The sequence below is a fragment of the Leeia speluncae genome (genome assembly GCF_020564625.1).
GTDB classification, from domain to species: domain Bacteria; phylum Pseudomonadota; class Gammaproteobacteria; order Burkholderiales; family Leeiaceae; genus Leeia; species Leeia speluncae.
Genome location: NZ_JAJBZT010000001.1, coordinates 460,002 through 484,755, shown reverse-complemented (window position 1 = coordinate 484,755; position 24,754 = coordinate 460,002). Strand labels below are relative to the sequence as shown.

General features: G+C 49.0%; 27 protein-coding genes. All 27 read right to left on the bottom strand.

Annotated elements, in window-relative coordinates; genetic code table 11:
- Window positions 1–23: 23 nt before the first annotated feature.
- Entirely contained in the window at window positions 24–1,838 is a 1,815-nt protein-coding gene (gene typA / locus LIN78_RS02365; protein WP_227178079.1) for a translational GTPase TypA, read from the bottom strand.
- 158 nt (window positions 1,839–1,996) lie between these two features.
- Window positions 1,997–2,575 carry a HupE/UreJ family protein gene (locus tag LIN78_RS02360; RefSeq protein ID WP_227178078.1) on the bottom strand — a complete coding sequence of 193 codons (579 nt, stop codon included), beginning with the start codon at window positions 2,573–2,575 and terminating at the stop codon, window positions 1,997–1,999.
- A 228-nt stretch (window positions 2,576–2,803) separates the two neighbouring features.
- Entirely contained in the window at window positions 2,804–4,123 is a 1,320-nt protein-coding gene (locus tag LIN78_RS02355) for a PAS domain-containing sensor histidine kinase (RefSeq protein ID WP_227178076.1), read from the bottom strand.
- 26 nt (window positions 4,124–4,149) lie between these two features.
- Window positions 4,150–5,592 (bottom strand): nickel-dependent hydrogenase large subunit, encoded by a 1,443-nt coding sequence (locus LIN78_RS02350; protein WP_227178074.1) that lies wholly within the window; start codon window positions 5,590–5,592, stop codon window positions 4,150–4,152.
- Window positions 5,589–6,569 (bottom strand): NADH-quinone oxidoreductase subunit B family protein, encoded by a 981-nt coding sequence (locus LIN78_RS02345; RefSeq protein ID WP_227178072.1) that lies wholly within the window; start codon window positions 6,567–6,569, stop codon window positions 5,589–5,591. The genes LIN78_RS02350 and LIN78_RS02345 overlap by 4 nt, the downstream gene beginning before the upstream one ends.
- A 10-nt stretch (window positions 6,570–6,579) precedes the next feature.
- Window positions 6,580–8,019 carry a sigma-54-dependent transcriptional regulator gene (locus LIN78_RS02340; protein WP_227178070.1) on the bottom strand — a complete coding sequence of 480 codons (1,440 nt, stop codon included), beginning with the start codon at window positions 8,017–8,019 and terminating at the stop codon, window positions 6,580–6,582.
- A 90-nt stretch (window positions 8,020–8,109) separates the two neighbouring features.
- The gene (gene hypE, locus LIN78_RS02335; protein ID WP_227178068.1) at window positions 8,110–9,150 is read right to left on the bottom strand and encodes a hydrogenase expression/formation protein HypE; all 1,041 of its coding nucleotides are present in this window, start codon (window positions 9,148–9,150) and stop codon (window positions 8,110–8,112) included.
- A complete protein-coding gene (gene hypD / locus LIN78_RS02330) occupies window positions 9,147–10,286 on the bottom strand; it encodes a hydrogenase formation protein HypD (RefSeq protein ID WP_227178066.1) in 1,140 nt (379 codons plus the stop codon). The genes hypE and hypD overlap by 4 nt, the downstream gene beginning before the upstream one ends.
- Window positions 10,283–10,522, bottom strand: coding sequence for a HypC/HybG/HupF family hydrogenase formation chaperone (locus tag LIN78_RS02325; protein ID WP_227178064.1), 240 nt, complete (start codon window positions 10,520–10,522; stop codon window positions 10,283–10,285). Before LIN78_RS02325 ends, hypD begins: the two co-directional genes overlap by 4 nt.
- An 18-nt stretch (window positions 10,523–10,540) precedes the next feature.
- On the bottom strand, window positions 10,541–12,853 hold the full coding sequence (gene hypF / locus LIN78_RS02320; protein WP_227178062.1) for a carbamoyltransferase HypF: 2,313 nt from the start codon (window positions 12,851–12,853) through the stop codon (window positions 10,541–10,543).
- Between the two features lie 13 nt (window positions 12,854–12,866).
- Entirely contained in the window at window positions 12,867–13,874 is a 1,008-nt protein-coding gene (gene hypB / locus LIN78_RS02315) for a hydrogenase nickel incorporation protein HypB (protein ID WP_264474455.1), read from the bottom strand.
- Between the two features lie 100 nt (window positions 13,875–13,974).
- Window positions 13,975–14,316: a hydrogenase maturation nickel metallochaperone HypA gene (hypA, locus tag LIN78_RS02310; protein WP_227178060.1), complete on the bottom strand. Its 342-nt coding sequence runs from the start codon at window positions 14,314–14,316 to the stop codon at window positions 13,975–13,977.
- A complete protein-coding gene (locus LIN78_RS02305) occupies window positions 14,309–15,334 on the bottom strand; it encodes a hypothetical protein (protein ID WP_227178058.1) in 1,026 nt (341 codons plus the stop codon). Before LIN78_RS02305 ends, hypA begins: the two co-directional genes overlap by 8 nt.
- A complete protein-coding gene (gene hybE / locus LIN78_RS02300) occupies window positions 15,334–15,795 on the bottom strand; it encodes a [NiFe]-hydrogenase assembly chaperone HybE (RefSeq protein ID WP_227178055.1) in 462 nt (153 codons plus the stop codon). The genes LIN78_RS02305 and hybE overlap by 1 nt, the downstream gene beginning before the upstream one ends.
- On the bottom strand, window positions 15,785–16,003 hold the full coding sequence (locus LIN78_RS02295; RefSeq protein ID WP_227178053.1) for a rubredoxin: 219 nt from the start codon (window positions 16,001–16,003) through the stop codon (window positions 15,785–15,787). Before LIN78_RS02295 ends, hybE begins: the two co-directional genes overlap by 11 nt.
- 1 nt (window position 16,004) lies before the next feature.
- The gene (locus LIN78_RS02290) at window positions 16,005–16,865 is read right to left on the bottom strand and encodes a hydrogenase expression/formation protein (RefSeq protein WP_227178051.1); all 861 of its coding nucleotides are present in this window, start codon (window positions 16,863–16,865) and stop codon (window positions 16,005–16,007) included.
- Window positions 16,865–17,311, bottom strand: coding sequence for a thioredoxin domain-containing protein (locus LIN78_RS02285; RefSeq protein WP_227178049.1), 447 nt, complete (start codon window positions 17,309–17,311; stop codon window positions 16,865–16,867). The genes LIN78_RS02290 and LIN78_RS02285 overlap by 1 nt, the downstream gene beginning before the upstream one ends.
- 1 nt (window position 17,312) lies before the next feature.
- Window positions 17,313–17,627 carry a HypC/HybG/HupF family hydrogenase formation chaperone gene (locus LIN78_RS02280; RefSeq protein WP_227178047.1) on the bottom strand — a complete coding sequence of 105 codons (315 nt, stop codon included), beginning with the start codon at window positions 17,625–17,627 and terminating at the stop codon, window positions 17,313–17,315.
- Window positions 17,627–18,241 carry a HyaD/HybD family hydrogenase maturation endopeptidase gene (hybD, locus tag LIN78_RS02275; protein WP_227178045.1) on the bottom strand — a complete coding sequence of 205 codons (615 nt, stop codon included), beginning with the start codon at window positions 18,239–18,241 and terminating at the stop codon, window positions 17,627–17,629. The genes LIN78_RS02280 and hybD overlap by 1 nt, the downstream gene beginning before the upstream one ends.
- 206 nt (window positions 18,242–18,447) lie before the next feature.
- The gene (locus LIN78_RS02270; protein WP_227178043.1) at window positions 18,448–18,750 is read right to left on the bottom strand and encodes a HigA family addiction module antitoxin; all 303 of its coding nucleotides are present in this window, start codon (window positions 18,748–18,750) and stop codon (window positions 18,448–18,450) included.
- Between the two features lie 93 nt (window positions 18,751–18,843).
- Window positions 18,844–19,551, bottom strand: a complete 708-nt coding sequence (gene cybH, locus LIN78_RS02265) for a Ni/Fe-hydrogenase, b-type cytochrome subunit (protein ID WP_227178041.1) — start codon at window positions 19,549–19,551, stop codon at window positions 18,844–18,846.
- Between the two features lie 59 nt (window positions 19,552–19,610).
- A complete protein-coding gene (locus LIN78_RS02260) occupies window positions 19,611–21,404 on the bottom strand; it encodes a nickel-dependent hydrogenase large subunit (protein ID WP_227178039.1) in 1,794 nt (597 codons plus the stop codon).
- On the bottom strand, window positions 21,404–22,528 hold the full coding sequence (locus LIN78_RS02255) for a hydrogenase small subunit (RefSeq protein ID WP_227178037.1): 1,125 nt from the start codon (window positions 22,526–22,528) through the stop codon (window positions 21,404–21,406). Before LIN78_RS02255 ends, LIN78_RS02260 begins: the two co-directional genes overlap by 1 nt.
- 31 nt (window positions 22,529–22,559) lie before the next feature.
- Window positions 22,560–22,682, bottom strand: a complete 123-nt coding sequence (locus LIN78_RS18070) for a hypothetical protein (RefSeq protein ID WP_264474454.1) — start codon at window positions 22,680–22,682, stop codon at window positions 22,560–22,562.
- 181 nt (window positions 22,683–22,863) lie between these two features.
- Window positions 22,864–23,124: a hypothetical protein gene (locus tag LIN78_RS02250; RefSeq protein ID WP_227178035.1), complete on the bottom strand. Its 261-nt coding sequence runs from the start codon at window positions 23,122–23,124 to the stop codon at window positions 22,864–22,866.
- Window positions 23,125–23,151: 27 nt separating this feature from the next.
- A complete protein-coding gene (locus LIN78_RS02245; RefSeq protein ID WP_227178033.1) occupies window positions 23,152–23,580 on the bottom strand; it encodes a hypothetical protein in 429 nt (142 codons plus the stop codon).
- A 122-nt stretch (window positions 23,581–23,702) separates the two neighbouring features.
- On the bottom strand, window positions 23,703–24,698 hold the full coding sequence (locus LIN78_RS02240; protein ID WP_227178031.1) for a helix-turn-helix transcriptional regulator: 996 nt from the start codon (window positions 24,696–24,698) through the stop codon (window positions 23,703–23,705).
- Between the last annotated feature and the right edge of the window lie 56 nt (window positions 24,699–24,754).

Sequence of the window (24,754 nt, the reverse complement as noted above, 5' to 3'; positions counted from 1 at the left end):
CGTGGGCTTTTCAGTGAAGCAGATTAATCGCCAGCACGAGCAGCACGACGACGCTCGTTTTCTGACAAGTAACGCTTACGGATACGAATTGTTTGTGGAGTGATTTCTACTAATTCATCATCATCGATGAATTCAACAGCAGATTCTAGAGTTAGTTTGATAGGGGTAGTCAAACGAACAGCTTCGTCAGTACCAGAGGCACGAACGTTAGTTAGTTTTTTACCCTTAATTGGGTTAACCACTAGATCGTTATCACGGCTGTGAATACCGATAATCATACCTTCGTATAGTTTGTCGCCTGGGCTAACAAACATACGACCACGATCTTCCAAGTTCCATAGCGCGTAAGCAACTGCTTCGCCACCTTCTTGAGAGATCAATACGCCGTTATGACGACCTGGCAAATCTGCTTTCACAGGACCGTAGTCATCAAACACGTGAGACATTAGACCGGTACCACGGGTCATCGTCATGAAGTCAGATTGGAAACCAATTAGACCGCGCGCTGGGATGTGGTACTCCAAACGAGTTCGGCCCATGCCGTCAGATTCCATATTGGTTAATTCGCCACGACGACGACCAATTTCTTCCATCACTGCGCCTTGGTTTGAATCTTCCAAGTCGATCGTTAGGTTTTCGTATGGCTCACATTTTTCGCCATTGATCTCTTTGTAAACAACCCGTGGTTTCGCAACGGCCATTTCGAAGCCTTCACGACGCATGTTTTCCAACAAGATAGTCAAGTGCAATTCACCACGACCAGAAACACGGAATACGTCCGCGTCACCAGTGTCTTCTACACGAAGCGCTACGTTAGTTAGCAACTCTTTAGTCAAGCGGTCACGAATTTGACGGCTAGTAACGAACTTACCTTCTGTACCAGCTAGTGGAGAAGTGTTAACCATGAAGTCCATGGTTAGGGTTGGTTCGTCAACAGCCAATACTGGTAGACCAACAGGATTATCTTTGTCTGCAATCGTCACACCAATACCGATTTCTTCGATACCAGAGATGATGATAATGTCGCCAGCTTCTGCAGATTCAACCGGTACACGGTCCAAACCTTTGAAACCAAGTACTTGGTTGATACGGCCTTGGCCAACTTGGTCTTCGTGGTTCATTACCACTACTGCTTGACCTGGCTTGATACGGCCATTCAATACACGGCCAACCCCTAGGCGGCCAGTGTAAGTAGAGTAGTCTAGCGCTGCGATTTGCAACTGAAGCGGTGCTTCTGGATCACCCGGAGGGGTTGGAACGTGTTGCAATACAGTTTCGAACAATGGACGCATATCAGAAGATTCTGCGTTTAGATCTAGCTTAGCAAAACCATTTAGGCCTGAAGCGTAAATGATTGGGAAATCTAGCTGTTCATCTGTTGCACCTAGCTTGTCGAATAGATCGAAAGTTTGGTCTACAACCCAGTCAGGACGCGCGCCTGGACGGTCAACCTTGTTGATCACCACGATTGGACGCAAGCCTTGAGCCAATGCTTTTTTGGTCACAAAACGTGTTTGTGGCATCGGGCCTTCTACGGCATCAACAAGTAGCAATACGCCATCCACCATACCCAATACGCGCTCAACTTCACCACCGAAGTCTGCGTGTCCTGGGGTATCCACGATGTTGATGTGTGTACCTTCGTATTCGATAGCGGTGTTCTTGGCAAGAATCGTGATACCACGTTCTTTTTCCAAGTCGTTACTATCCATTACACGTTCGTCAACCTGTTGGTTGTCGCGGAAAGTACCGCTTTGGCGGAGTAGTTGGTCAACCAGGGTAGTCTTACCGTGGTCAACGTGGGCGATAATGGCAATATTGCGTAATGCGCGTGACATTGGGGTATCCGATGAACAATCAAAACGTTGAATTATAACATGCCTTTGTGTCGAATAAACGCATGCTAACTAAATGCTTGCTTACTCTGTCGCTGAAAAAGCAAAACCCCACATAAAGTGTGGGGTTTTGCTTGAAAATGGAAGGTCTAGCGCGTGAATTAAATGGTTTGGCTAAGCATCACCACGCCCGCAGTCGCCATTAATACACCACCAACTGCCACCGCACGGCGGTTTTGGCTAAAGCGATATCCAACTAAGTAACCACTTGCATGTAACGCAGCCGTCACTAGCGCAAATCCGAGCCCGTATAACCAGAATCCATGACTTTCTGAATATTCTGATCCGTGAGCATGCCCATGAAACACGGCAAACACAGTCGTCATCAGCATGCCAATCCATGCGGGTAATCTTATCGCAAATGCCACTAACAAACCGATGAGCACAACAGAGGAAGCAATGCCGGTTTCTACGCGTGGCAATGTCACCCCAAGGTAACCTGCAATGCCAGACAGCATCATGACCAGTACAAACGTAACGGGGATAGCTAAACTAGCGGACTTTTCTTGCTGAGCAGCCCAAACACCAACGCCAAACATGACTAGCAAATGATCTAGCCCTGTTAGTGGATGAAGTGCACCAGTTAGAAAAGAAACCGTTTCTGCATGCCCAGGGTGTGCAGAGGCGACTGTCGCCATCGCGCCCATTGCCACTGCTGGCAGGTATTTCCAAAGTTTCATCTTGTGTCTCCAAGTATTCTGATGATTGCCAGCAAGCGGCAAATTGAGGTGAGTCCTGCTAATGAGTGCCACACAGGTAGGATTCAGCCAATTTATTCATGCTATGCAATCAAGAACCATGCCAGAATTATTTTTATATATTTATCAAGCACATAGAAAATCGCCACTCACCTTTTCGATAAGCAAGTTAACGGTTAACAAACCTTGGTGTACAGTAAGTTTCCAGATTTAATGTAACGGGAGTTGCACTTTAAATTGCGCACCACCAGTTTCCCGATTTTCTACCATCAGATGCCCAAGATGGTTTTCGACGATGCCGTAAGAAATAGAGAGCCCCAACCCTGTGCCTTTACCAATTGGCTTGGTGGTAAAGAAGGGATCAAAAATGGCGGATAAATTTTCGGTTGGGATACCGGTGCCATTATCTGCCACACAGACTGTTACATACTGGGGATCACTAGTGAGTGAAATGGTTATTTCTGGATGCGCTGCTTTTTCGACCGCATCAACGGCATTTTGAATAAGGTTGACGAACACTTGCTGCAATTGGTTGACCGAGCCAGAGACCATCACCGTATGGTCTAGGCCTTCTGTTTTCACCGAAATATTGCTTGGTGTGGCTCGCGTCACCCAGTAAAGCGATCTTCTAATTGCTTCCGCTAAATCTAAGGGTTGTTGAAGGTTTTCTTCCACCGCAGAAAAACGTTTTAAAGCATCGACAATTTGCGTACTTCTCTCTGCACCTTCTCGTAAACCATCCACCAAAGAAGGAAGATCCTTCATTAAACGATCGATTTTTAGTTGTTCTCGCAACGTTTGCAGTGCCGGAGACAATGTTTCTTGGTGTAATGCTTGGCAGTAAGTTTCTAACTTCGTCGCGTATTTGCTCATCGCAAACGTATTACCCAAAATAAAGCTAATTGGATTATTGAGCTCATGTGCAACACCAGCAACTAAGCGACCAATTGATGCCATTTTTTCTGCTTGAATTAACTGCGCTTGGGCGGCTTGCAAGGCTTTGTGTGCTGCTTGTAACTCGGAATAAGCGCGCTTTAATTCTCCAATTGGTCGGCCAACGGCAACGAAGCCACTATAGCGCCCTGCCCCATCGGATAAGGGGCTAATATTCCAAGTAACGGGGATAGATTCTCCCGTGTTGGTACGCAGGGGTAACTCGAGATCTAGCGTATCTGTTTTGCCAGTTTCAATCAGGTGTTGCATGGTTTGAATGGCAAGATCGGTATTTAACAAAGACAAAATATGCTTACCTGTGAGCAGATTACTTTTTTGTCCAGTTAGCGATTGCATTGCATGGTTGACTTGCGTGACATGGCCTTGGGCATCACATACAACTAGTACATCGGTCATCGCCGCTAGTACACGCTCGGTAAAATGGTGTGCGTCGGCTAATTCTTGGTGCTTTTCTTCTAGGTTTTCTTGTGATGCGACCAATTCACTATAGACTTGATCCATCCGTTGGATAACTTCAATCCAAGCGGCTTCGGCTAACTCTTGGCCGGCACTAGCAACTTGTGGCGCGATTCCCATACCCAACTAATCCTCTTCGTGATTGTTTAATGGGTGGTACAAACTTGGCATGGGTCAAAGCTTCTAACCACATGCTGAATCATTAAGGCTTGCGCATCTTCTGCGGGCAAACCTTCTAAGGCTTTTTCCAATGGGCCGGGCACACCAACGTGATCTCTTGGCGAGAAATTCCAAGTCGTTGGCGCAATGATTTGGTAATCCGTAATTTGCCGACCATCTAACGTGACCCAGTGACCTAACAGCCCTCTGGCAGCTTCTGTAAAACCAATGGCTTGTTGGTGCATCGGCTTCGCTGGCGTATCGGCAGAAAATGCGGCATCTAGTTGAATATCCGCTAACCAGCGTTCCATTTGTGGAAGAATTCTGGCTACTTCGGTGAGCCTAGCCACCACTCGGCTAAAGACATTGCCACCTTGTTGTTTAACTAATTGAGTAATTAAGGGCTGACTACTCATCATTGCTCTAGAAATCGCACCGGTTTCTGCTGGCAAGCCAGATAAGCGCGGAGCCTTACTCCAACTATATGCATCTTGTTTGTCAGGCAATGGGGTTGTTTCTGATGCAAATGGCGAAACCGCATCGTCCCCTGAATACCAACTATATTGATGGTCTTCGGTTACTTCACTCGCAGAAAGATAGGTTAACGCTCCCTTTTCCCATAGCGTAATGGATGGCGTGTCATTTCCCATTTGATAGGATGAAGTAGCAATAAATCGATCATACGCCCTACCGTAATCACTAAGCCTAAGATCTGCGGCAATTTGCAAGAAAAGAGAAAAATCGGTATCTGGATGCTGGAGACGATAATCATCTAGCTGCAGATCATCATGCCAATCACAGACGGTCTCTAGCGAAACGCCAAAAGTATAAGTTTCTAGATATCGGCGCATTTGGCGAAGGATTTGCAATAGCTTGGCTTGTTCGGCAGCATGAATCACCCGCGTAACACCGCCTGGCTGCAGGCATAAGGTATGCGGCCAGTGACCAGCTAGTGTTCCCATCAAGTGCATAAACAATGCCCGCGCTTCTAGCATTTTTTGTTGAGACTCGCCTTTTGTGGCTTTAAATTTTTTTACAGCCGTAGGAAACCAAGGCCGATCAGCATAAGCATCTCTTGCAAAATCTGGCATAAAGAATAAATAAAAATGCGAGAGATGATCGCCAAGGTTTTCGACTGCATGGATCAGATTCATCATCCGATAACCATTAGTGGGTGGCGTAACACCAAACAATTGGGTCAGTGCGCGTACAGCAGCCACGGATTGCGAAACGGAGCAAATACCGCAAATTCTTGGTACGATCGTTAACGCATCTAACGCATCACGACCGGCGAGCATTCGCTCGAACCCTCTAAACAAAGGCGCAGTAACTTCTGCTTTGTTAACTAAGCCTTTTTCGATAGCAATGGCGATACTCAGATCACCTTCTACCCGATTAAATGGGCCGAGAATCCGACGATTACTACTCATTTTTTCTTGCTTTCTGGTAATGACGGTGCAACGGTAATCCGATCTTTTGTTGCATTGGCCTTTACCCGATTTGGCGTTGCCGATTTAGACAGGGTAGATAATGCGACAAACCACGCTTTCGGCATATCGGTAGGCAAACCAACTGGAAACCCAGCCACTTTTGGCGTTTCGAAAAAGGCATGTCCGGGATCGGCAAAATCTGGCGAAGTGCAATTAATGCAAGGGTAACCACCGGTTAAACAAGAGCCATTGCCATTCCAAGGCCGAATATTGCAATCGGCATGGGCTTGTGTCCCCTTACAGCCGACAAACTCCATTAAGCAGCCCATTTGACCAGGCGCTTCTGCACTAGCTTTAAATTCGTAAAACTCGTTTTTGTCACAACCATGATGCACCAAACGATCGGCGTAAAAACGGGGACGACCGAGCGGATCTAAATCTTGATGCGTCAGTTTATTGGCAGCGATCAAGGCAAAGGTATCCAATACCCAATCTGGGTGGGTGGGGCAACCGGAAATATTAATCACCGGCAAGCCGGATTTGGAGACGAACGCCCCCCCTAATGCGCCACCAAGTTGGCTTCCTTCGAACATTAACCCAACCGCACCGGTTAGATTATCGCCACTGGCGGTAATCCCGCCATAGGCTGCACAGGTACCCACGGCGACGACATAGTCTGCCAAATTGGCTAACTGGGTAATCATAGAGGCCATGCTTTGCCCATTGGGTAGACGATGATAGCTACCTGCGGCACCTGTCATGACGGACCCCTCTAAACAGAGAATATCAACTGGTGCTTCACCTGTAAGTAATTGTTCTAAACAGGCACTCACTTCATCTAATGAAGCTTCAGATAGCGTAGGATGCCAAACGATGTCGATATCCATATCTTCAAGTGCAAGCAACACATTGGGTTGCTCTGCATTTAAGAGGGACAAGGTACAGCCGCCACATCCACCAGATTGCAGCCAGATCATGCGCTTTTTGTTATTTTTCAAGGCCATAGCGTGTCAACTTATTCCGTAAACCGACTCTAGACAAGCCTAGTTCGCTTGCCACCTTGGTTTTATTCCAGCGTAACCGAGTTAAGGTTTCTTTGATAATTTGTTTTTCTAACGCATCTAGTCTGGTTTTCAAATCGCCCGAGACATTTGCTAGAAAGGCATGCTCTGCTTCTTGTCCTTCATCTGCCGCTTGCAATACTTCTGCAGATAAATTTTTGGCAGAGAGTTCAGAAGCATCACTCAGCACCAGCAAACGGCTAATTTCGTTTCGTAACTGCCTTACATTACCTGGCCAACGATAGGCAGATAGGCATTGTAAGATTTCTTTACCCAATGTCGCTTGCGGGCGTTGGAAATGCGCCTTGGCCTGATCGAGTAATGAGTTCGCAATAAATGGTATATCTTGCGGACGTTCTCTCAGCGGAGGAACCACCACAGAAAATGCCGATAAGCGATAAAATAAATCTTCCCTAAATAAACCTTGTTTTACTAAGTCTTGCAAGGTTTTATTGGTTGCGGACACAACTCTGACATCGACCTTTATTGGGCGTGAGCTGCCTACTGGGCGGATTTCCCCTTCTTGCAATACGCGGAGCAACTTTGCTTGAAAAGCGGGTGACGTTTCACCAATTTCATCGAGGAAAATTGTCCCGCCATCGGCTTGTTGAAAGAGGCCAATATGGTCGCGATACGCACCACTAAATGAGCCACGTTTATGGCCAAATAGTTCGCTTTCTAGCAATTGCTCTGGCATCGCGGCACAGTTTTCTACAATAAATGGGCGATCTTTGCGGTGGCTCACATAATGCAGCGCTCTGGCGAGTAACTCTTTACCCACGCCAGATTCGCCTTCGATCAGCACCGCAATGTCAAAAGGCGCGACACGTAAGAGTAGATCGCAAACATGGTTGAGCGGGCTATCTGGCGCACGGACAATCCGCTCCATCGCAGAGCGTTGCTGTACTTCTGTGCGTTTTTTTTCGACTTGCGCTTGCAACCAAGGGGCTGAAGATTTGAGCTCGATGTTAAGAGACTGGTTTTCTTGCTGGAGGCGATGTAGTTCTGCCGCCCCTTGTACCGTCAGTAAGAGGGATTCTGGTCGCCATGGTTTGAGCAGGTATTGATAGATACCGGCCTCGTTCACAGCGGAAATAATATCGGCGTTATCGGTATAGCCCGATAAGATAATACGCACAATGGCAGGGTATTCTTCTCTTACTTGTTGGAGAAACTCGACACCGGTTCTATCTGGCATACGCTGATCACTGACGATGACCTGAATAAATTCAGACGACAAAATGCTGAGCGCCTCTGCCGCACTTCCCGCCGTAAAGAGGACAAAATCATCCTCTAACGTGCGTACCAAGGCTTCAAGTGAGCGCGGTTCATCATCGACCAACAACACTGCGGGTTGCACTGCCATTGCAAGCCTTTCTTTTCTACTTTCTTGCGATGAGATTTGATTGTTGATTGCATCCCAGCCGCTTTTATTCTTTAACTGCTACAAATACGATTAGCAAATACGGGGCAACATGTCGCCACTTAGCCAATCGAGTAAACGCTCGCCACCAAAATCCGTACTGACACGTACAAACTGATGCGGATCTTCGACCACGGTGCCAATCACCGCCGCATTCTTACCCAGCGGATGCGATTGCAGCGTGTTTAGCGCAATGTCAGCATCTTCTGCCGAACAAATTGCAATCAGCTTGCCTTCGTTTGCCATATACAAAGGATCTAGTCCTAATAATTCGCAAGCAGCCCGTACCGATGGATTCACCGGAATCGCACTTTCCGAGAGCGACATGCCCACAGCAGACTGATGAGCTATTTCGTTTAAAGTAGTCGCCAACCCGCCTCGGGTTGGATCTCGCATCAGACGCAAACTGGGTACGTGTTTCACTAACGCGGCGCTAAGTTCGTGCAACGAGGCAGAATCCGAGCAAATATTGCTCTCGAAACCTAGATTTTGCCGTTGCGACATGATCGCCATGCCATGATCGCCCATGGTGCCAGAGACTAAAATCACATCTCCGACTTGCGCCTGATCACCCGACAAATTCACGCCATCCGGTACATAACCAACGCCAGTGGTGCTGATAAAAATTCCGTCACCTTTACCCTTTTCGACCACCTTGGTGTCGCCCGTGACAATGGCAATACCTACTGCTTTCGCTGCTTCGCCCATCGAGCGCACAATCTCTGCCAGTTGCGAAAGGGGCAAGCCTTCTTCCAGGATGAAGCCAACTGATAAATATTGCGGTATCGCCCCGCCCATGGCGAGATCGTTCACTGTTCCGTGGACAGCCAAACTACCGATATTCCCGCCAGGAAAAAATAGCGGCGAAATCACATGGCTATCGGTCGCAATCGCTAACCTGCCCTGTGTTGGCGGCAGAATGGCTTGATCATTGCCTTGCGCCAACCATTCGTTGCCAAACGCGTCGGCGAACAGCTCATGAATCAGTTGTACCATGGCGCGACCACCGCTGCCATGTGTTAAATCAATCTTTCCGTTTTGTAAATCTAGTTTCCGTTGGTAAGCCATTTTCATGCGCCCTCCTCCACGCTTGTTTGCGTGGGCGATTTTACAAATCGGCCATAGTGGTAGTGCGCCGCGCACGCCCCTTCGCTAGAGACCATACAGGAACCGAGCGGGTTATCGGGCGTACAGACAATGCCAAACACTTTGCAATCACTTGGTTGTTTTTGCCCGCGCAGTATCGCGCCGCATTCGCAGGCTTTGTGATCGGGCACGTGACGATAAGGTAAAGCAAAGCGCTGCTCAGCATCAAAGTCAGCGTAATCTGGATGAATCGCCAAAGCTGAATGTGGGACTTGTCCTAATCCACGCCATTCAAAGGTATCCCTTAGCATCATGGTTTCCATCACCACAGACCTCGCCTTTTGGTTACCTTCTGGTGTAACGGCGCGGGTAAATTGGGTGCTAACGCCATCGCGGCCATGATTAATGTCTTCGACTAACATGGCGGTGGCTTGCAGGACATCGAGTGGCTCGAAACCAGCGATCACCACCGGTTTACGATATTGCTTGGCGACCGCTTGGTATGGATCACTGCCAATCACGGTACTAACGTGAGAGGGGCCAATAAACCCATCTAATTCCACTGCATCGCCCGCAGACAACAGGTGCTGCATGGCGGGGGGAGTCAGAACATGGTTACAGAACACGGAGAAGTTCTTTTGTCCTTCAGTCTTCGCGGTTTTGAGTGCCATGGCGGTTGGTGGGGTGGTGGTCTCGAATCCGATCCCGAAAAAGACTACCTGCCGATCCGGGTTTTCTCGCGCAATACGCAGTGCATCGCTAGTTGAATAGATAACCCGTACATCTCCCCCTTCTGCGCGGGCTTTGTATAGGCTCATCCGGTTTGAAGCCGGCACACGTAAGGTATCGCCATAGGTACACAAAATTACCTGATGTTGTAGCACCAGCTCAATTGCAGAATCTATCCGACCAATAGGCAATACACAGACCGGACAACCCGGACCATGAATCAGGCGGATATTAGAAGGCAATAATCCAGTTAGGCCATAACGGGCGATGGCATGGGTATGCCCGCCACAGAACTCCATTAGACGGTATTCGCGAGCCGGATCGACTAAACCTGCGATATGCTTGGCAATACCACGCGCCACATCGCCACGGCGGAATTCGTCAACGTATTTCATGGCGTTGCCCCTTCTGCTTCGCTCGCAGCCAGTTCTTCCATCAAAGCAAGCGTTTGAGCGGCCTCTGCCGGGTCTAATTTGCCAATCGCGTACCCCACATGCAGGATAACGTAGTCACCAACGGCCGGGGATTCGATTAAGGCGATAGAAACCTCTCGCGTCACGCCATCGACATCGACTTTTGCCATGTCATCTGGCAAGAGTTCGGTAATTTTTACTGGCATCGCCAAACACATTTGGCTCTCCTCTTCTGGTTATTTTGTGTGTTGTTCGTGTTGCTGCAGATGCTTTCGCGCTATCCATGCTTGACCCAGGCTAATGCCGCCATCGCCAACGGGCATTTGTTCGGCCACTAACACGTTAATTCCATGCTGAAGAAGCTGTTGTTTTAAGCCAGCCAACAAATAAGCATTCGCAAATACGCCACCTGCTAATACCACCGTTTTAAGCGCGGTTTGTTGGGCTGCAGATAACACCCAACCCGCCAGTTGCTGCACAAGCCCTACATGCCATTGGCGCGCAACCTCTGTATCATCACTAGCGGCCAATGCCGCTTTGGCAAGAGGTAGTAAATCCAGTACAGGGGCAAAGGGAGGAATATCAGAGATAACTGACGGCGGCGGAAACTCACCTAATAAAGCGGCTAAGCGCATAGGTGCTTCTCCTTCAAAAATCTGCTCACTGCATATTCCCTGCCAACCGGCAATGGCATCAAACCAGCGCCCCATACTGCTGGTAGTTGGCGCATTTAGTCCTAAAGCCAATTGCTGTTTCACCACCTGAACACCGGTTTGATTTGCAACCTCGGCAGGCAATGCACGCTGTATTTGCTGCCCCAATGCAACCGCCATCCGCCAAGGTAGTTTGGCGGCCAAATCTCCCCCGGGTAGCGCTATTTCACTGATATGCCCCAATCGATTCGCTGTTTTCCCATCGACTAGCAGTAATTCGCCGCCCCACGCGGTGCCGTCCTCGCCCCAGCCAAAACCATCCAGCACCAGCCCCAATACTGGTTCTTCTACCCCTTTTTCAGCCAACACGGCACCAATATGCGCATGATGATGCTGCACAGGAGTCAACGGGATTTGCCACTTTTCCGCCAACTGTTCAGCCAACCGATAGCCAATGTAATCTGGCTGCGCATCACAACTAATCACCGCTGGTTTGGCATGGGTAAAAGCCAATAAGCTATCTACGGTTTCAAGTAGCCGCTCTGCGACTGCGGGATGTTGAAGGTCTCCCAGATGAGGGGAAACAAAAGCCTGATCTTCTTTACACACCGTGATGGTATTTTTTAGGAGCCCGCCTAGCGCCAACACGTCTGCACCGGTTGACCGAAGATAAATCGGCTCTGGTGCCAAGCCTCTTGCTCGGCGTAACCAAACAGGCTGATCATCCACCACGCTCAATACACTATCGTCGCAGGGATGAATAATTGGTCGATCATGATCCAAAATGCCGCCAACCAGATGATCAAGCTTTTCTTCAACCGCTTCCGCACTAGTGAGAATCGGTGAACCGGCATGATTGGCACTCGTCATGATCCAAACCAGATCATTCGCCACCTCTCGCCAATGTTGCCCGACGGGTTTTCCCAAGGCTTCATGAAACATTAGCCACTGGAGCGGCGTATAGGGCAACATCACCCCAATTCGGTCCATATTCGGTGCAATACCCGATAAAGCCGTATCGGCAATGGGCTTCTTTTTCAGGAGCACAATTGGCCGTTCAGGGCGGGTTAGCCACATTGCCTCTGCTGGTGTGACTTCGCACCATGCCTTAACGCTATCCAGGTTCATCATCATGACTGCGAGCGGCTTGGTCGCTCGGCGTTTTTTATCGCGAATAGTAGCTACGACTGCAGGCTGTTTGGCATCGCCCACCAGATGAAATCCGCCCAACCCTTTTACCGCAATCCACTCGCCAGCTTGTAACGCATGAATTGCCGCAGTCAGAGGAGAATCGTTGACTAGCCCAGCGCCAATACGCCGCCATTGCAATCTTGGCCCGCACGCTGGACATGCAGTTGGTTCGGCATGAAATCGGCGATTATCTGGCGCATGATATTCCGCCTCACAGCGTGAGCACATGGGGAAAGTGGCCATACTGGTCTGCTGACGATCGTAAGGCAACGCATGGCAAATACTGTAGCGCGGGCCGCAATGGGTACAGTTGATCAGCGGATAGCCGTTGCGAGGGTCTTCTGGATCAAACAACTCATTCAAACAGGCGTCGCAAATGCCTAAATCGGCCGGAATACTGGTTTTTACCTCTCCTTGCAGGCTCGGCAAGATCTGAAAATCGGCACAAGCTTGTAAAGGTGAAACCTCTCTCACCAAGGTATGAACATGCGCCAACGGAGGTAACTGACGGTAAAAGTCTGCTGCTAACGAATCAAAGCTTTCAGCCGACCCTTGCCAGCAAATCTCTACGCCGCTTGGGGTGTTTCTGACCCAGCCAATTAACTGGTGCGTCTTGGCCAATTGCCAGACGAAGGGGCGGAACCCCACCCCCTGAACGCGGCCGCTCACTAACCAACGCTCACCTATCGCTAACGGCTGGCTCAAAACCATCTCGCCATTAACGAGAAGTTTGCGCGGCTAATTGCGCTTCTAACACGGCAATACGTGCTTCTAGTTCTTGCACCCATTGCTGACGTGCTAATTGGGCTTTATTCATGCCTTGATGTAGCCAATCTAGCCATTCATCCATCCCATCCCCTTTTCGGGCAGATACTTGAATGACACGGATGTTTGGGTTCACACGCTTGGCGTAGCCAATGGCAGCATCCACATCAAAATCTAAATACGGCAATAAATCGATCTTGTTTAGAATCATGACGTCAGAAGCGGCAAACATATCAGGGTATTTCAGCGGTTTGTCTTCCCCTTCGGTGACAGACAATACGGCGACTTTATGAGCTTCCCCCAAATCAAACGCCGATGGGCAGACTAAATTGCCCACGTTCTCGATCAACACCAAACTATTGTCTGCAATGTTGAGTCGCGGCAAGGCTTCTCCCACCATATGGGCATCCAGATGACAACCTTTACCCGTATTAATCTGAAGTGCCGCCGCACCGGTTGCCCGAATCCGATCCGCATCATGGGTGGTCTGTTGGTCACCCTCTATCACATACACTTTGCCAATATCTTGTAGTGATTTAATCGTTTCGGTCAGTAGCGTCGTTTTACCAGAGCCAGGGCTAGACACGAGGTTGATCGCAAATACGCCACGATCTGCAAACCACTTGCGGTTAATTTCGGCTAATTGCTGATTTTTCCCTAGAATATCTTGCTCGATCTTCACCATCCGCGCTTGTGTCATCCCCGGTGCATGGGCGTGAGCAGGGCCTTGACCATAGTCACGATCGCCGGTGGATTCATTAACGATGACAGCTTCTTCTACCACCGCCACTGCGGTTGGCGTATGCGAGTGCTCATGAACGTGATCATGAGGATGGGTGTGATCATGGTGATGATGGTGAGCGTGCACATGTCCGCGTTTTGGGCGGTATGGGTATTTCATCCCCTTGCTTGCCCCTTCGATCTGTACATTTCCGTCTGCACATCCACATACCGTACACATAACACCCTCTTTTCATTCTTGTTAGCAGAAACACCCTGCCACGCCATTAATCGCTCATCCACTACGTGCTGATCACATCAGCGAGAACCACCGCAAATGGTTATTCCACTTCTAATTCTTTTACCTGCATTTCGTCCCCACCCGTTACCTGTACTTGGAACACACCACATTTCGGGCAGGCGTCATAACGGGCATGGATCAGCACTGGTTGGCTACACGCCATACACCAGCCTTGGCCTGGCTCGCGCTCAACATGTACCGTTGCGCCATTAGCCAGCGAATCTCGCATCACGACGTCCAGCGAGAACTTCAGGGCTTCTAGCTCCACCCCTGCCAATTCGCCAATCGACAACCATAGTTGTTTTACTCGCGTAAACGACTGCTTTTTTGCTTCGGCTTCTAGCAGTTGAACAATGCCTTCTGCCAAGGACATTTCATGCATGAATTTGTCTTTCTTCCATCGTACCCGCGCTATTCTTTGGCGGTGTGGCTAACTCAAATCCTGTACACGGATCAATGAGTGTCACTTGTTGCTGCCAATCGAACGCATTCCCTAACAGGCAACTCATCACTGCGTTATAGATGACGCCTTCAGGATGAGCATGCCATGCGGTGGGCGGAATGACTTGGTAAGTTTCGACCACACCTGCTTCATTACTGGCCGCAAGATGCAACAAATACCCACGCGCAGTTTCTACCATCGCTACATTGATTGGTGGTTGCCCATCTCTTTCTAAACGCGCTACCGATGCATGTGGTTCGGTCAGTGTTAGCATCCTAGCTAACCTCACCATCCTGCTTAACCATCTCGCTAGCGGGATTCGCCCCTCGTGCAGCAACCCATGCACTTCACGTTGTTCTATCGATAATGCACTCGCATCTAGCCCCGCAGGCAATGTCGTCGCGGTCCACAAGCTTGGATTAATGGCTTCAACAAGATGCGCCGCACTCTGCCAAGGCCAGAGCTTGGGGATTGGCATCACTTGCCCAAACAAGCAGCGTGCATCATTTGCAATGGGGGTGGCGCCAGACTGAATCCAACTTAGCCAGCCCGCCTCTCCTAGCCCCGCCCATTCGTGTACCGGCATGCCAAACCAGTGTTGCTCACACCATGTCTTCCAGTCGGTTAATTCACTAAAGGTACGAAATTCAGCCAAGTTTGCCGGTATAAAGCCACGCAATTTCGGCCAGTCTACAGAAAATCGAAATACCGTTTCACGAATCGCTTCTAAACGCACTTCTGCCAGCATATCGGCAAGAATCGCTTGATCCAGCACCAGCATGGCGGCTAACGATTGCGCCTTTCCACATAGCGAAAACAGCAGGGGAACCAATGGCAACACGCTACTTGCTGGCTTCCCAATAAACAATCGTTCTGCAGGTACACGATGCCAGTGTACCGAACAAACGGGTTGCCCCGTATTGAGTAAAGTCGAAGAAACTTCAATATTTCGCTGCATTAACGACTAAATCCAAACAAACGACGACGACTCATCGCCACAGGTTCTGCACTGACGGTTTCTTCTGGCGTTGTCGCAGGAAACATCAGTGCCAGCACGGCTTCTGCCGTCGCCACGGCGGCATCCATATCAGCAAACTCCATTACCGGCGAAAACAGCGAACACATGGCGTACTCCCCAATACCAGGTTCATTCGCCAATAAAAAAGGCATTTCACCCCCCGGTAAATTGACCAATACCGGGTCTCCCGGGGTAGATGCGGGCAATTCACCGTCTGCGGGCAGCAAGAGCAAATTCATAAACCAAGGGGTAATCAACACCCCTGTCCAACGACCATCTGTCATTCTGAACCCAACGGCTTGCACCGATAAATTCGGATTCAAGATGGGTACATCTGCCATACGGTTACGCCAAATGTGTTCAAAAGTAGAGACTAATTTCGCCGTTACTTCATTCGGCATGTGTCACCATAAATTGGTCTTTGGCGCCATCGCAATTTGGACACTTCCAATGGTCTGGCAATGCAGAAAATGGTGTACCAGCGGGAATCTGCCAAACATCATCGCCCACTGATGGGTCATACACCCACCAGCAAATTTTGCATTCCATGGTCGATTCGTCAGAAATACGCTCTTCTTTTCCGAGATAAGATCCTTCAAAGCCAGCCATCTTATTCCCCTGTCAGCCATTCATACGCTTCTTCTAGCCGCAGCAGCGAATCCTCCAAATCTTCCATCGAGGCCAATGCCACTTCCGGAATGCGCGTAATCTCGATCGTATCTAACAAGATGCTATTCATCCCGTTAAAGTACTGCACCTTCCACACATTCTTTAACGCGGTACTCATCACTCGGCATTTACCATAACCCCGAGAAAACACGCCACTATTCCCACCGCCCAAACAAGAATCGATATACGCCATATCTTCCGGGCTCATCGGCAATAAAGAAAAATTGATGATATGCGGTTCCATCCCCAATGGCTGGCTCAGCTTGGCGGCGATCTCTTGCATCACGTACCCTGCATTCATTAGCGGCACATTACCAGGATCCGGCATTACCGCCTCTGCACGACCAAATGCTTGTGCTTCTTGCCAAACTTGATGTGGGATTGGGCAAGCCTCAATACGGTCGGCAATTACATTACCTTGGCCATCTTCCTCTAATACCCGCCAAATCCCGGCAAATACCGATTCCTGAATGCGCAATTCCCCACCGGCAACCGGCTTCGTCATTGCAGAGACCTCCCCTTCACCCAATAATTGGTTGATTAAGGCGCGGTTTTCACTATCTAAATGGGTGATGTCTAGCACGGGATATTGGCTAGCATCGCCATCATATGCTTTGAGGGCGGTAATCAGGTCAGCCATCACTTGCTTGGCGGCAGCCAGGTTAGTTACCTCTTCTGCCGTTGGCAGATAAGGCATATCAAACCCTTCAATCTCTCTTGGCAAGGGCATGTAAGACAAATCAGGATCTTCTGGTTGCGATCCTGGGCCAAGCCCCACAACAGGAATAGGAAATGGCTTCATTAGCAACCTTTCTGTTCAGTAACGACAGGAATTCCAACCGATGGTGGGCGTTGCGTAGTCGCTTTTAGTTTGCTCGCAAACGCATGCACAATATCTGGCCAATCCATCAAGCCACCAATTAGTCCCACATAATCTGTTCCACGTAAAAAAACCAAGGCGGGGAATTTAATCACCCCATATTTTTTGGCGATGGCTTTGCTTTCCGCCAAATTGGCATAGACAGGGAAAAAGCTGCCTGCTGGCAGTGCTTTTAACACCTCTGGCACGATCACCACATTGTCCATTACCTCTGGGTATTTCACCGGGTCATCACTCAACATCACCAACGTGTGAGGGTGTTCGCTCGCAATGGCTTCTAGGCTATCTAGCGTCACCTCTTGGTAACCCAAACCCGCCAATCTGGCCAGTAAACCCGCTTCTTGCATGCCAGGTGTCATGATGGTCATCTCAGGCCTCCTTCTTGACCAAGGCTTGCAAATGCGGTGGCAAACTTGGTTCTCTATTGATTAAATCTTGGAAATGGGCATTTGGGTCAAAATCCCCGTTTAAAGCAGCCGTCAGCGCAGAGAGCGCATCGCGAATATCCAGAGCGCGCGCTTCAGACAAGCGCTCTCGCGCAGCGCCGGTAAACACTAGTAGCCACTCGCCTTCACTCACCTCCCCCACGAGAGAGACATCCACGGCACTGACGCCAGAATCATCCGCACATAGGGCAACAAATCCGTTCGATTCCAACACTTGCATGGGTACGCCCAAACACATCACACACCTCCCCACACTCGTGCATCGCCAACACGACATGCCACTTCTTCTGATGGTCGCTCGGCCTCATAACGTGTCATCGATAAACTATCGTCGTTCAATCGGTCTTCATCTTGGCGCGGGCTCAGCACAACGCCCCATTCCGTTAATTGCCGCTCAGCCAAGGCTAACGCCGGCGCAACTTGCGCGCGTACCGGATCAGACAAACTACCACCATAATCTTCTAGCACGACGGGTTGCACCCCGATTAGCACCACTTCCTCTGGATAATTGCCCTTTAGCTCGGCCAGCCCCAGCACTTCAGAAAACCCCGTCTGGTGCAGGCTCATTTTTTTAGCAGTTAAATAGGCTGGCACTGCCTCGTTACAAAACACCCGCAACTCACCCGGCTGCAAACCAAAATCGATGGCATCTAAAATAATGAGTTTATCGGCGGCTTCTACATACGGTAGTAAAAGCAAACCTTGCGTCCCCCCATCGATCACCTCAACCGATGGCGGCAATTGATAGCGGCCAAACAATTGCTCGGCCACCCGCACGCCAAAGCCCTCGTCCGCCCACAACAGATTACCCAGCCCCAGCACCTTAATGCATGGCAGCTCGGCAGAAGACATTTCCTGCATATCGCCTCTATTCTCATCATGAAACGTCCAAAAATTGTCGCTTCATTTTTTATTTAGAAACACCTGTTACACCCCCCGTTACAATCAATTTCTGTGCCAACTAGGTATACAACAGGATAATGAATAAAATCAGATACTTAACCACCACCACCACTGACCATGTGAAAACTTAGTTTCCATCAAGGCAAGCATAGCGATTAGTTGATTGACACCCCAATAGGGAGGCGACGACGGGTCTGCGCCAAATCCCAATCGCTTTGCAAAGAAAGCCAAAAGGCGGGTGGCAACCCAAACAGATAAGACAGGCGTAATGCCGTGTCAGGAGAAATACCCCGCTTGCCCGATACCACCTCGTTTAGGCGTCTTCTAGATATCCCCAATAATCTCGCCGCCTCGGTTTGCGATAAACGAGCAGGCAACAAAAATCGAGTTTCTAAAAAACGGCCAGGGTGAATCGGGCTGCGGGTAGGCAAAAAAGCATGTGCGTTAACAGGTTTCATTTTGTCGCCACCTCACACCCTTACCCAAATCCATATAAAGAGAAATCCAAGGCAAAAAACGGGGGACCGAAGTCCCCCCAAAGCCCACTATTACTAATCTTTAAACATCCTAAAACCACTAATCATGGTGGAAACCATGCTTTGCTTAGACATAATGTCTTCGCGGATCGCGGCATAGACATGAATCATCACAAATAGCACAATCGACCACATGCCTAGTCGATGCCAGTTGTGTACCGTCAGGCTATTGCCACCAAATACATCAATCACCCAGCCAAACCAGCTATACGCCCAACTCTTGGTTCCCAAGCCTTCCCCATACAAGGCAAAGCCAGAGAAAATCATGAAAATAGCCGCCCAGATAAAAGACGCCATCGCCAATTGGCCAATCGGGTTGTGCCCAATATATTTTTTCGGGTAGCGCTCGATAAACAAATACCAGCGCAATTCAAAAAAGAACTCGCCCCACCATTGCTTATCCCAGATCGGTACCAGAAAGATTTCCCGTGCGTGAGAATTCCCCACAAACGCCCAATAAATCCGCACCAATAAGCCAATCGCCAAAATATAGCCCGCCGTAAAATGCGCAAAGCGGATATACCCCATCACAAACAAAAACGTCGCCTCGCCCGGCACAGAAGGTAGCGGCTTACCAATAAAATACCCGGTGAGTGAAAGTGTAATAATGCAAAGCACAGTCACCCAATGCCACAACCGAACAGGCGCCTCGTACACATACACCGAGGTCACTTTGCGGCCTATCCCCTGCGGGGCGCTCCCGTCAAAACCATAACCTTTCATTGTGTTCTCCTCTTCAAGACTCAAGCGGGCAACCATCTACATAGTTACCCACCGGTTGATTAGCGAACTTTCACATTCACCAATTCGCCACCATCCTGCCCAATCACATGGGTAGAACACGCAAGGCACGGATCAAAACTATGTAGCGTCCGCAAGATTTCCAATGGCTGATCCGGCACCGCCAGCTTGGTATTCATTAGCGATGCTTCATACGCACCAATCTGCCCTTTGGCATCACGTGGGCCAGCATTCCAGGTTGTCGGCACTACACATTGGTAGCTATCGATGCGGGTATTTTTAATTTTTAGCCAGTGGCCCAAAGCACCACGCGGCGCCTCGGTAAAGCCCACCCCTTTTACTTCTGCAGGCCAAGTAGAAGGGTCCCACTTGTCCACGTTGGCAGTCGCGGTATTACCCACCTTGATATTCGCAATCAGACGATCATAAAAATCGCTCATCTTGCGCGCCGCCCAAACCGATTCCAGCGCTCGGGCTGCGGTACGGCCAACGGTAGAGAACAACACATCAATCGGTGCATTCAATTGCTTCAAGAGTGCATCCACCGGCTCTTTAAACTCAGCCTTATTCTGATGATAACCAATCAGGTAACGCGCTAATGGCCCTACCTCCATGGCATGCCCCTTCCAACGAGGCGACTTGATCCAGGAATACTTAGCCGATTCATCTAGCTGTTCAATCTTGGTTTTTGTCCCCTTGTGGTTCGCGCCCAACTCAAACTTCGGCTCGGTAATCCCATCAAACGGATGCAGACCTTTATTGTTGTCATCCCCATAGGTATACCAAGAATGCGCCACAAATTCCTGAATCTCATCAGGGGCATACAAATCGATGGGGTGAATTTCAGAAAACTTACCATTCACAATCGCGCCGCGTGGCAATAGCAAATTGCTCTCGCTATAGTCATTCGCCTTATCCGGGAAATCGCCATAAGACATCACGCTTTGCGAAGCCAACCCGCCACCAATTTTGAACCAATCCGGGTAGAAAGACGCAATAGAGATGACATCCGGCACATACACTTGCTCACAGAATTCGATGGTTCGATCAATAATCGACTTCACCAAATTCAGCCGTTCCATATTGATTGCGCCAACCGCCCCCACATCATCCACATTAATCGCGCACGGCATGCCGCCCACCAACCAGTTTGGATGCGGGTTCTTACCACCAAAAATGGTGTGAATCTTGACGATTTCTTTCTGGAAATCCAACGCCTCCAGATAATGCGCCACCGCCATTAGATTGGCCTCTGGCGGCAACTTCATCGCAGGGTGGCCCCAATAACCATTGCGGAATGGGCCCAATTGGCCACTTTCCACAAAGCGCTTCAGGCGAGATTGCAAATCACGGAAATACCCTGGGCTAGACATTGCCCAAGAAGAAATACTTTGCGCTAATTCAGAGGTTTTTTTCGGATCGGCCTTTAATGCAGACACCACATCCACCCAATCCAAAGCGTGCAAGTGGTAGAAGTGCACCAAATGGTCATGCACATACAACGCGGCTTGCATCATGTTACGGATCAGGTTCGCGTTATCCGGAATCTCGATCTTTAACGCGTCTTCCACCGCCCGTACCGAGGTCAGCGCGTGCGTACCGGTACAAACCCCGCAAATTCGCTCCACAAACGCCCATGCATCGCGCGGATCTCGGCCTTTTAAAATCACCTCTAAACCACGCCACATCGTGCCGGTCGAGACCGCATTGGTAATCACATTATTACTATCAATGTTCACTTCACAACGTAAATGTCCTTCAATCCGCGTTACCGGATCCACCACCACACGGCGGCCACTGTTATCTAGGGTAAAACCTTGAGTCTGGTAAGCCATCAGACTTTCTCCTGCGCTTTATTGTTTGGCTGGTCATCCGCATCTTTATCGATCGGTTTTAAATCCTGTTTTCTTAGGATCGTGCTCTTAATCGCACTGACCGCCGCATGCGCAGCAATCGCCGCTCCTGCTGTTCCCGCTACCGCAAAGCCAATCTTGTCTGCGTTCGCTTCCACACCAAACTGAGGAATATTCGTTACACGGTCATAGAAAGACCCTTTGTCCCAGAAACCCTCTTCCGAACAACCAATACAGCCATGACCAGACTGAATCGGGAAAGAAACGCCACCATTCCAACGCACAGTCGAACACGCGTTATAAGTGGTTGGCCCTTTACAGCCCACTTTATAAAGGCAATATCCCTTGCGCGCGCCTTCATCATCCCAAGATTCCACAAACTGCCCCGCATCAAAATGTGGACGGCGATAGCACTTGTCATGAATCCGCTGGCCGTAGAACATCTTCGGACGTCCTTGACGGTCTAGTTCCGGAATCCGGTCAAATGTCACCATATAGGTAATCACAGCCGCCATTACTTCCGGAATCGGCGGGCAACCCGGCACCTTGATCACTGGTTTATCGGTAATTACCTGATGCACTGGCGTTGCACGGGTCGGGTTCGGCTTAGCAGCCTGCACACACCCCCAAGACGCACAAGATCCCCAGGCAATCAGCGCTTTCGCATCGGCAGACACACGACGCAGTTTTTCTACAAATGGCTCACCACCCGGGAAACAGAACATCCCATCTTCGTTCAGCGGTGGATTCCCCTCCACTGCCACAATGTAATTCCCTTTGTAATTCTTGATGATGTCATCCAGAATCGCCTCGGCCTGATGACCAGCCGCCGCCATGATCGTATCGTCGTAATCCAGAGAAATCAGTGACAAGATCGCATCCTTCGCTAGCGGATGCGCAGAACGGATAAATGATTCGGTACAACAGGTACATTCCAACCCGTGCAACCAGATTACCGGTACACGCGGTTTAGTTTCCAACGCTTGGGCAATGCGAGGAACAAAAGCAGAGCCTAACCCCAGAGAAGTCGCGGTCAGACTACAAAATTTTAGAAAGCTGCGACGCGTAATCCCCTGCCGCCGCATGGCTTGGTAGAAAGTCTCCATTATTTTTTATTCTCCTGTCGTCTGGATAACCCTAACATTCGCCGCCACACAACAGCCGATGGCTATCAGCACTAGCAACCACATCAGGGATATAGATCAGCTCGCCGTACTGCACCAGCAAGCCAAGTGGGTAGATAGCACAATCAAATACCATGCCAGATCAGGAGAATTATTTTTTATCTTTGAAAACAGATAGTTATGAGCACTAGGAATGCGGGGACAAAACAAAGAAAGGAAAGATAGTTTCCGAAGTGGAAACGGTGCTTACAACCAAAATACATAGACAAGAAGAGGTCTTATATAAGACCTCTTCACACATGCCATCTTTCATCAGCTCACATAAATGGATCACGCCGGTAATCTTTGCGAAACCTTTTCACTGTCGCAAGTAAAACAAATACCAAACCAAACTGAATGCAGGTATCTACTTTTTCTTGCAAATGCATTTGCAGCATTTCATTCACTGGCTCAGCACCCGCCAACGGTTGCAACTGATAAATCTGGCTACTTGCAACAACCCACACCGCCATCCAAATCATTAGCCCTAGCATCAGCACCCAAGCAGTTTTCTCAAACTTAATGAAGTAGTAATACATAAGCAATCTCTCCTTTTCTATTTTTACTCAGGCAGCGATACGTTTTGCCCATTCAAATTGCTCACTAGCCATCTGTAGCTGGTAGCCAATCCAATTCATAAAACTCATCCCATCAATAGGACGATTAATGGCCAAATCACTCACATCATGGCTTTGCCACCACGCAAATAACGCGGTTGGGTTGTGAGATAACCAAACATCCCCCACCAATTCGCCATCAATCACGGTATTCACTGATTCATATGCCAGCGCAAATGCTGCTTCATACGCACTTGCCGCACGAAAGATTTCCAGCCAATCCCGGCGATGCGCAATTTCCTGCAAATTACCCGCACTGAGTGTATCCACCATTAACCAACAAGCAGGATGATTACGTGCAAGTTGCTGCACCGCATTACGGCTATGAAATTGATACAAAGGATGTTGTTTAAACTGGGTTTTCAGTAGAACTTGCACAGATCACCTTTCCAAAGTGGCACATCAGAACAAACGAATCATGCCAACTAGTGTAAAGGGGGGAGTCGCTCAAGGAATGAGCGACTCAACTATCTGTGAATAAAAAAGAGGAAAAAAAGACGTTACGAATACACTGATTGTTCTGCAGATTGCCCATACAACTTTGCCATCTGCTGAATTTCATCCATCACTGCGGCTTTTAAAGAGGTCGGTGCCAATACCTCCACATCCGCACCATACTTTAGAATATCCATGAGCAATTCACGGTGATCGGCATAAGGAAACTCAAGTACATAGCTGCCATCAGCCAAGGTATGAGACGTTTGTTCCGCATGCCATTGCTCCATCGCCACCCAACGCGCTCGCGTTTTGCTAAATTTAAGCTTCGCCATCTGCTTAGCCTCTCCTGCAAACACGCCATATCCCGAGCCAATTGCAGCAATCGTTTCTTCAGGGGTAAAGGCTTGGCTCGCTTCGTCTAATACTTTGACTTCCCGAATAGAATCCACCGCAAATCGTCGAAACCCATTTGCCTCATGGCAAAAACTATCGGCATACCAATTATCTCGGTAATACGTCAGCACCTGCGGTGAAATGACGCGCATCTTGGTTTGATCTGTCGATTTAGTGTAATAAAGAATAGATAATTTTTTGCGGGAAATCGTCGCGGTCGCAATTTGCTCGAAGCATTTATTTTGCACTAAGCGCTTAGCGGGCTGAATAAAACGAATGCGCTTTTCTAACTCATCGGCGGCTTGTGTCCCTTTATTGAGAATACTCGTCAATCGTTTAGAAATAGGCTGAATATGAGAAGCTAATGAGCCCGTGCCCAGCCCTTTCAACAAATTCTGCATGCACAATAAGGCATAGATTTCCGATTCACTTAACCAAAGCCCCGGCAAGGCGAAGCGTGGACCAATTCCTTGGTTAACAAAATGGTAGCCTTTTTTCTCTGCAGACCACTCAATCGGGGCATTAAATCGACTACGCATATATTCAATATCGCGCCGAAAAGTAGCCGAAGAAACCTCCAACTCTTCTAGAAAACGCGATTGATTCACTACACCGAGCTGATTCAGTAAATTTTCAATTTTATAAATGCGTTCTATCTGATTCACACCATCATTCCCAACAAAGATTATTTGAATCACCTCACCATTGGCTAACTAAAAAG

What these genes read in the sequence shown, in the direction of transcription:
- typA (WP_227178079.1), bottom strand. Translation starts at nt 1,838, where the DNA reads ATGTCACGCGCATTACGCAATATTGCCATTATCGCCCACGTTGACCAC.
- LIN78_RS02360 (WP_227178078.1), bottom strand. Translation starts at nt 2,575, where the DNA reads ATGAAACTTTGGAAATACCTGCCAGCAGTGGCAATGGGCGCGATGGCG.
- LIN78_RS02355 (WP_227178076.1), bottom strand. Translation starts at nt 4,123, where the DNA reads ATGGGAATCGCGCCACAAGTTGCTAGTGCCGGCCAAGAGTTAGCCGAA.
- LIN78_RS02350 (WP_227178074.1), bottom strand. Translation starts at nt 5,592, where the DNA reads ATGAGTAGTAATCGTCGGATTCTCGGCCCATTTAATCGGGTAGAAGGT.
- LIN78_RS02345 (WP_227178072.1), bottom strand. Translation starts at nt 6,569, where the DNA reads ATGATCTGGCTGCAATCTGGTGGATGTGGCGGCTGTACCTTGTCCCTC.
- LIN78_RS02340 (WP_227178070.1), bottom strand. Translation starts at nt 8,019, where the DNA reads ATGGCAGTGCAACCCGCAGTGTTGTTGGTCGATGATGAACCGCGCTCA.
- hypE (WP_227178068.1), bottom strand. Translation starts at nt 9,150, where the DNA reads ATGAAAATGGCTTACCAACGGAAACTAGATTTACAAAACGGAAAGATT.
- hypD (WP_227178066.1), bottom strand. Translation starts at nt 10,286, where the DNA reads ATGAAATACGTTGACGAATTCCGCCGTGGCGATGTGGCGCGTGGTATT.
- LIN78_RS02325 (WP_227178064.1), bottom strand. Translation starts at nt 10,522, where the DNA reads ATGTGTTTGGCGATGCCAGTAAAAATTACCGAACTCTTGCCAGATGAC.
- hypB (WP_264474455.1), bottom strand. Translation starts at nt 13,874, where the DNA reads ATGTGTACGGTATGTGGATGTGCAGACGGAAATGTACAGATCGAAGGG.
- hypA (WP_227178060.1), bottom strand. Translation starts at nt 14,316, where the DNA reads ATGCATGAAATGTCCTTGGCAGAAGGCATTGTTCAACTGCTAGAAGCC.
- LIN78_RS02305 (WP_227178058.1), bottom strand. Translation starts at nt 15,334, where the DNA reads ATGCAGCGAAATATTGAAGTTTCTTCGACTTTACTCAATACGGGGCAA.
- hybE (WP_227178055.1), bottom strand. Translation starts at nt 15,795, where the DNA reads ATGCCGAATGAAGTAACGGCGAAATTAGTCTCTACTTTTGAACACATT.
- LIN78_RS02295 (WP_227178053.1), bottom strand. Translation starts at nt 16,003, where the DNA reads ATGGCTGGCTTTGAAGGATCTTATCTCGGAAAAGAAGAGCGTATTTCT.
- LIN78_RS02290 (WP_227178051.1), bottom strand. Translation starts at nt 16,865, where the DNA reads ATGAAGCCATTTCCTATTCCTGTTGTGGGGCTTGGCCCAGGATCGCAA.
- LIN78_RS02285 (WP_227178049.1), bottom strand. Translation starts at nt 17,311, where the DNA reads ATGACCATCATGACACCTGGCATGCAAGAAGCGGGTTTACTGGCCAGA.
- LIN78_RS02280 (WP_227178047.1), bottom strand. Translation starts at nt 17,627, where the DNA reads ATGTGTTTGGGCGTACCCATGCAAGTGTTGGAATCGAACGGATTTGTT.
- hybD (WP_227178045.1), bottom strand. Translation starts at nt 18,241, where the DNA reads ATGTCTTCTGCCGAGCTGCCATGCATTAAGGTGCTGGGGCTGGGTAAT.
- LIN78_RS02270 (WP_227178043.1), bottom strand. Translation starts at nt 18,750, where the DNA reads ATGAAACCTGTTAACGCACATGCTTTTTTGCCTACCCGCAGCCCGATT.
- cybH (WP_227178041.1), bottom strand. Translation starts at nt 19,551, where the DNA reads ATGAAAGGTTATGGTTTTGACGGGAGCGCCCCGCAGGGGATAGGCCGC.
- LIN78_RS02260 (WP_227178039.1), bottom strand. Translation starts at nt 21,404, where the DNA reads ATGGCTTACCAGACTCAAGGTTTTACCCTAGATAACAGTGGCCGCCGT.
- LIN78_RS02255 (WP_227178037.1), bottom strand. Translation starts at nt 22,528, where the DNA reads ATGGAGACTTTCTACCAAGCCATGCGGCGGCAGGGGATTACGCGTCGC.
- LIN78_RS18070 (WP_264474454.1), bottom strand. Translation starts at nt 22,682, where the DNA reads ATGGTATTTGATTGTGCTATCTACCCACTTGGCTTGCTGGTGCAGTAC.
- LIN78_RS02250 (WP_227178035.1), bottom strand. Translation starts at nt 23,124, where the DNA reads ATGTATTACTACTTCATTAAGTTTGAGAAAACTGCTTGGGTGCTGATG.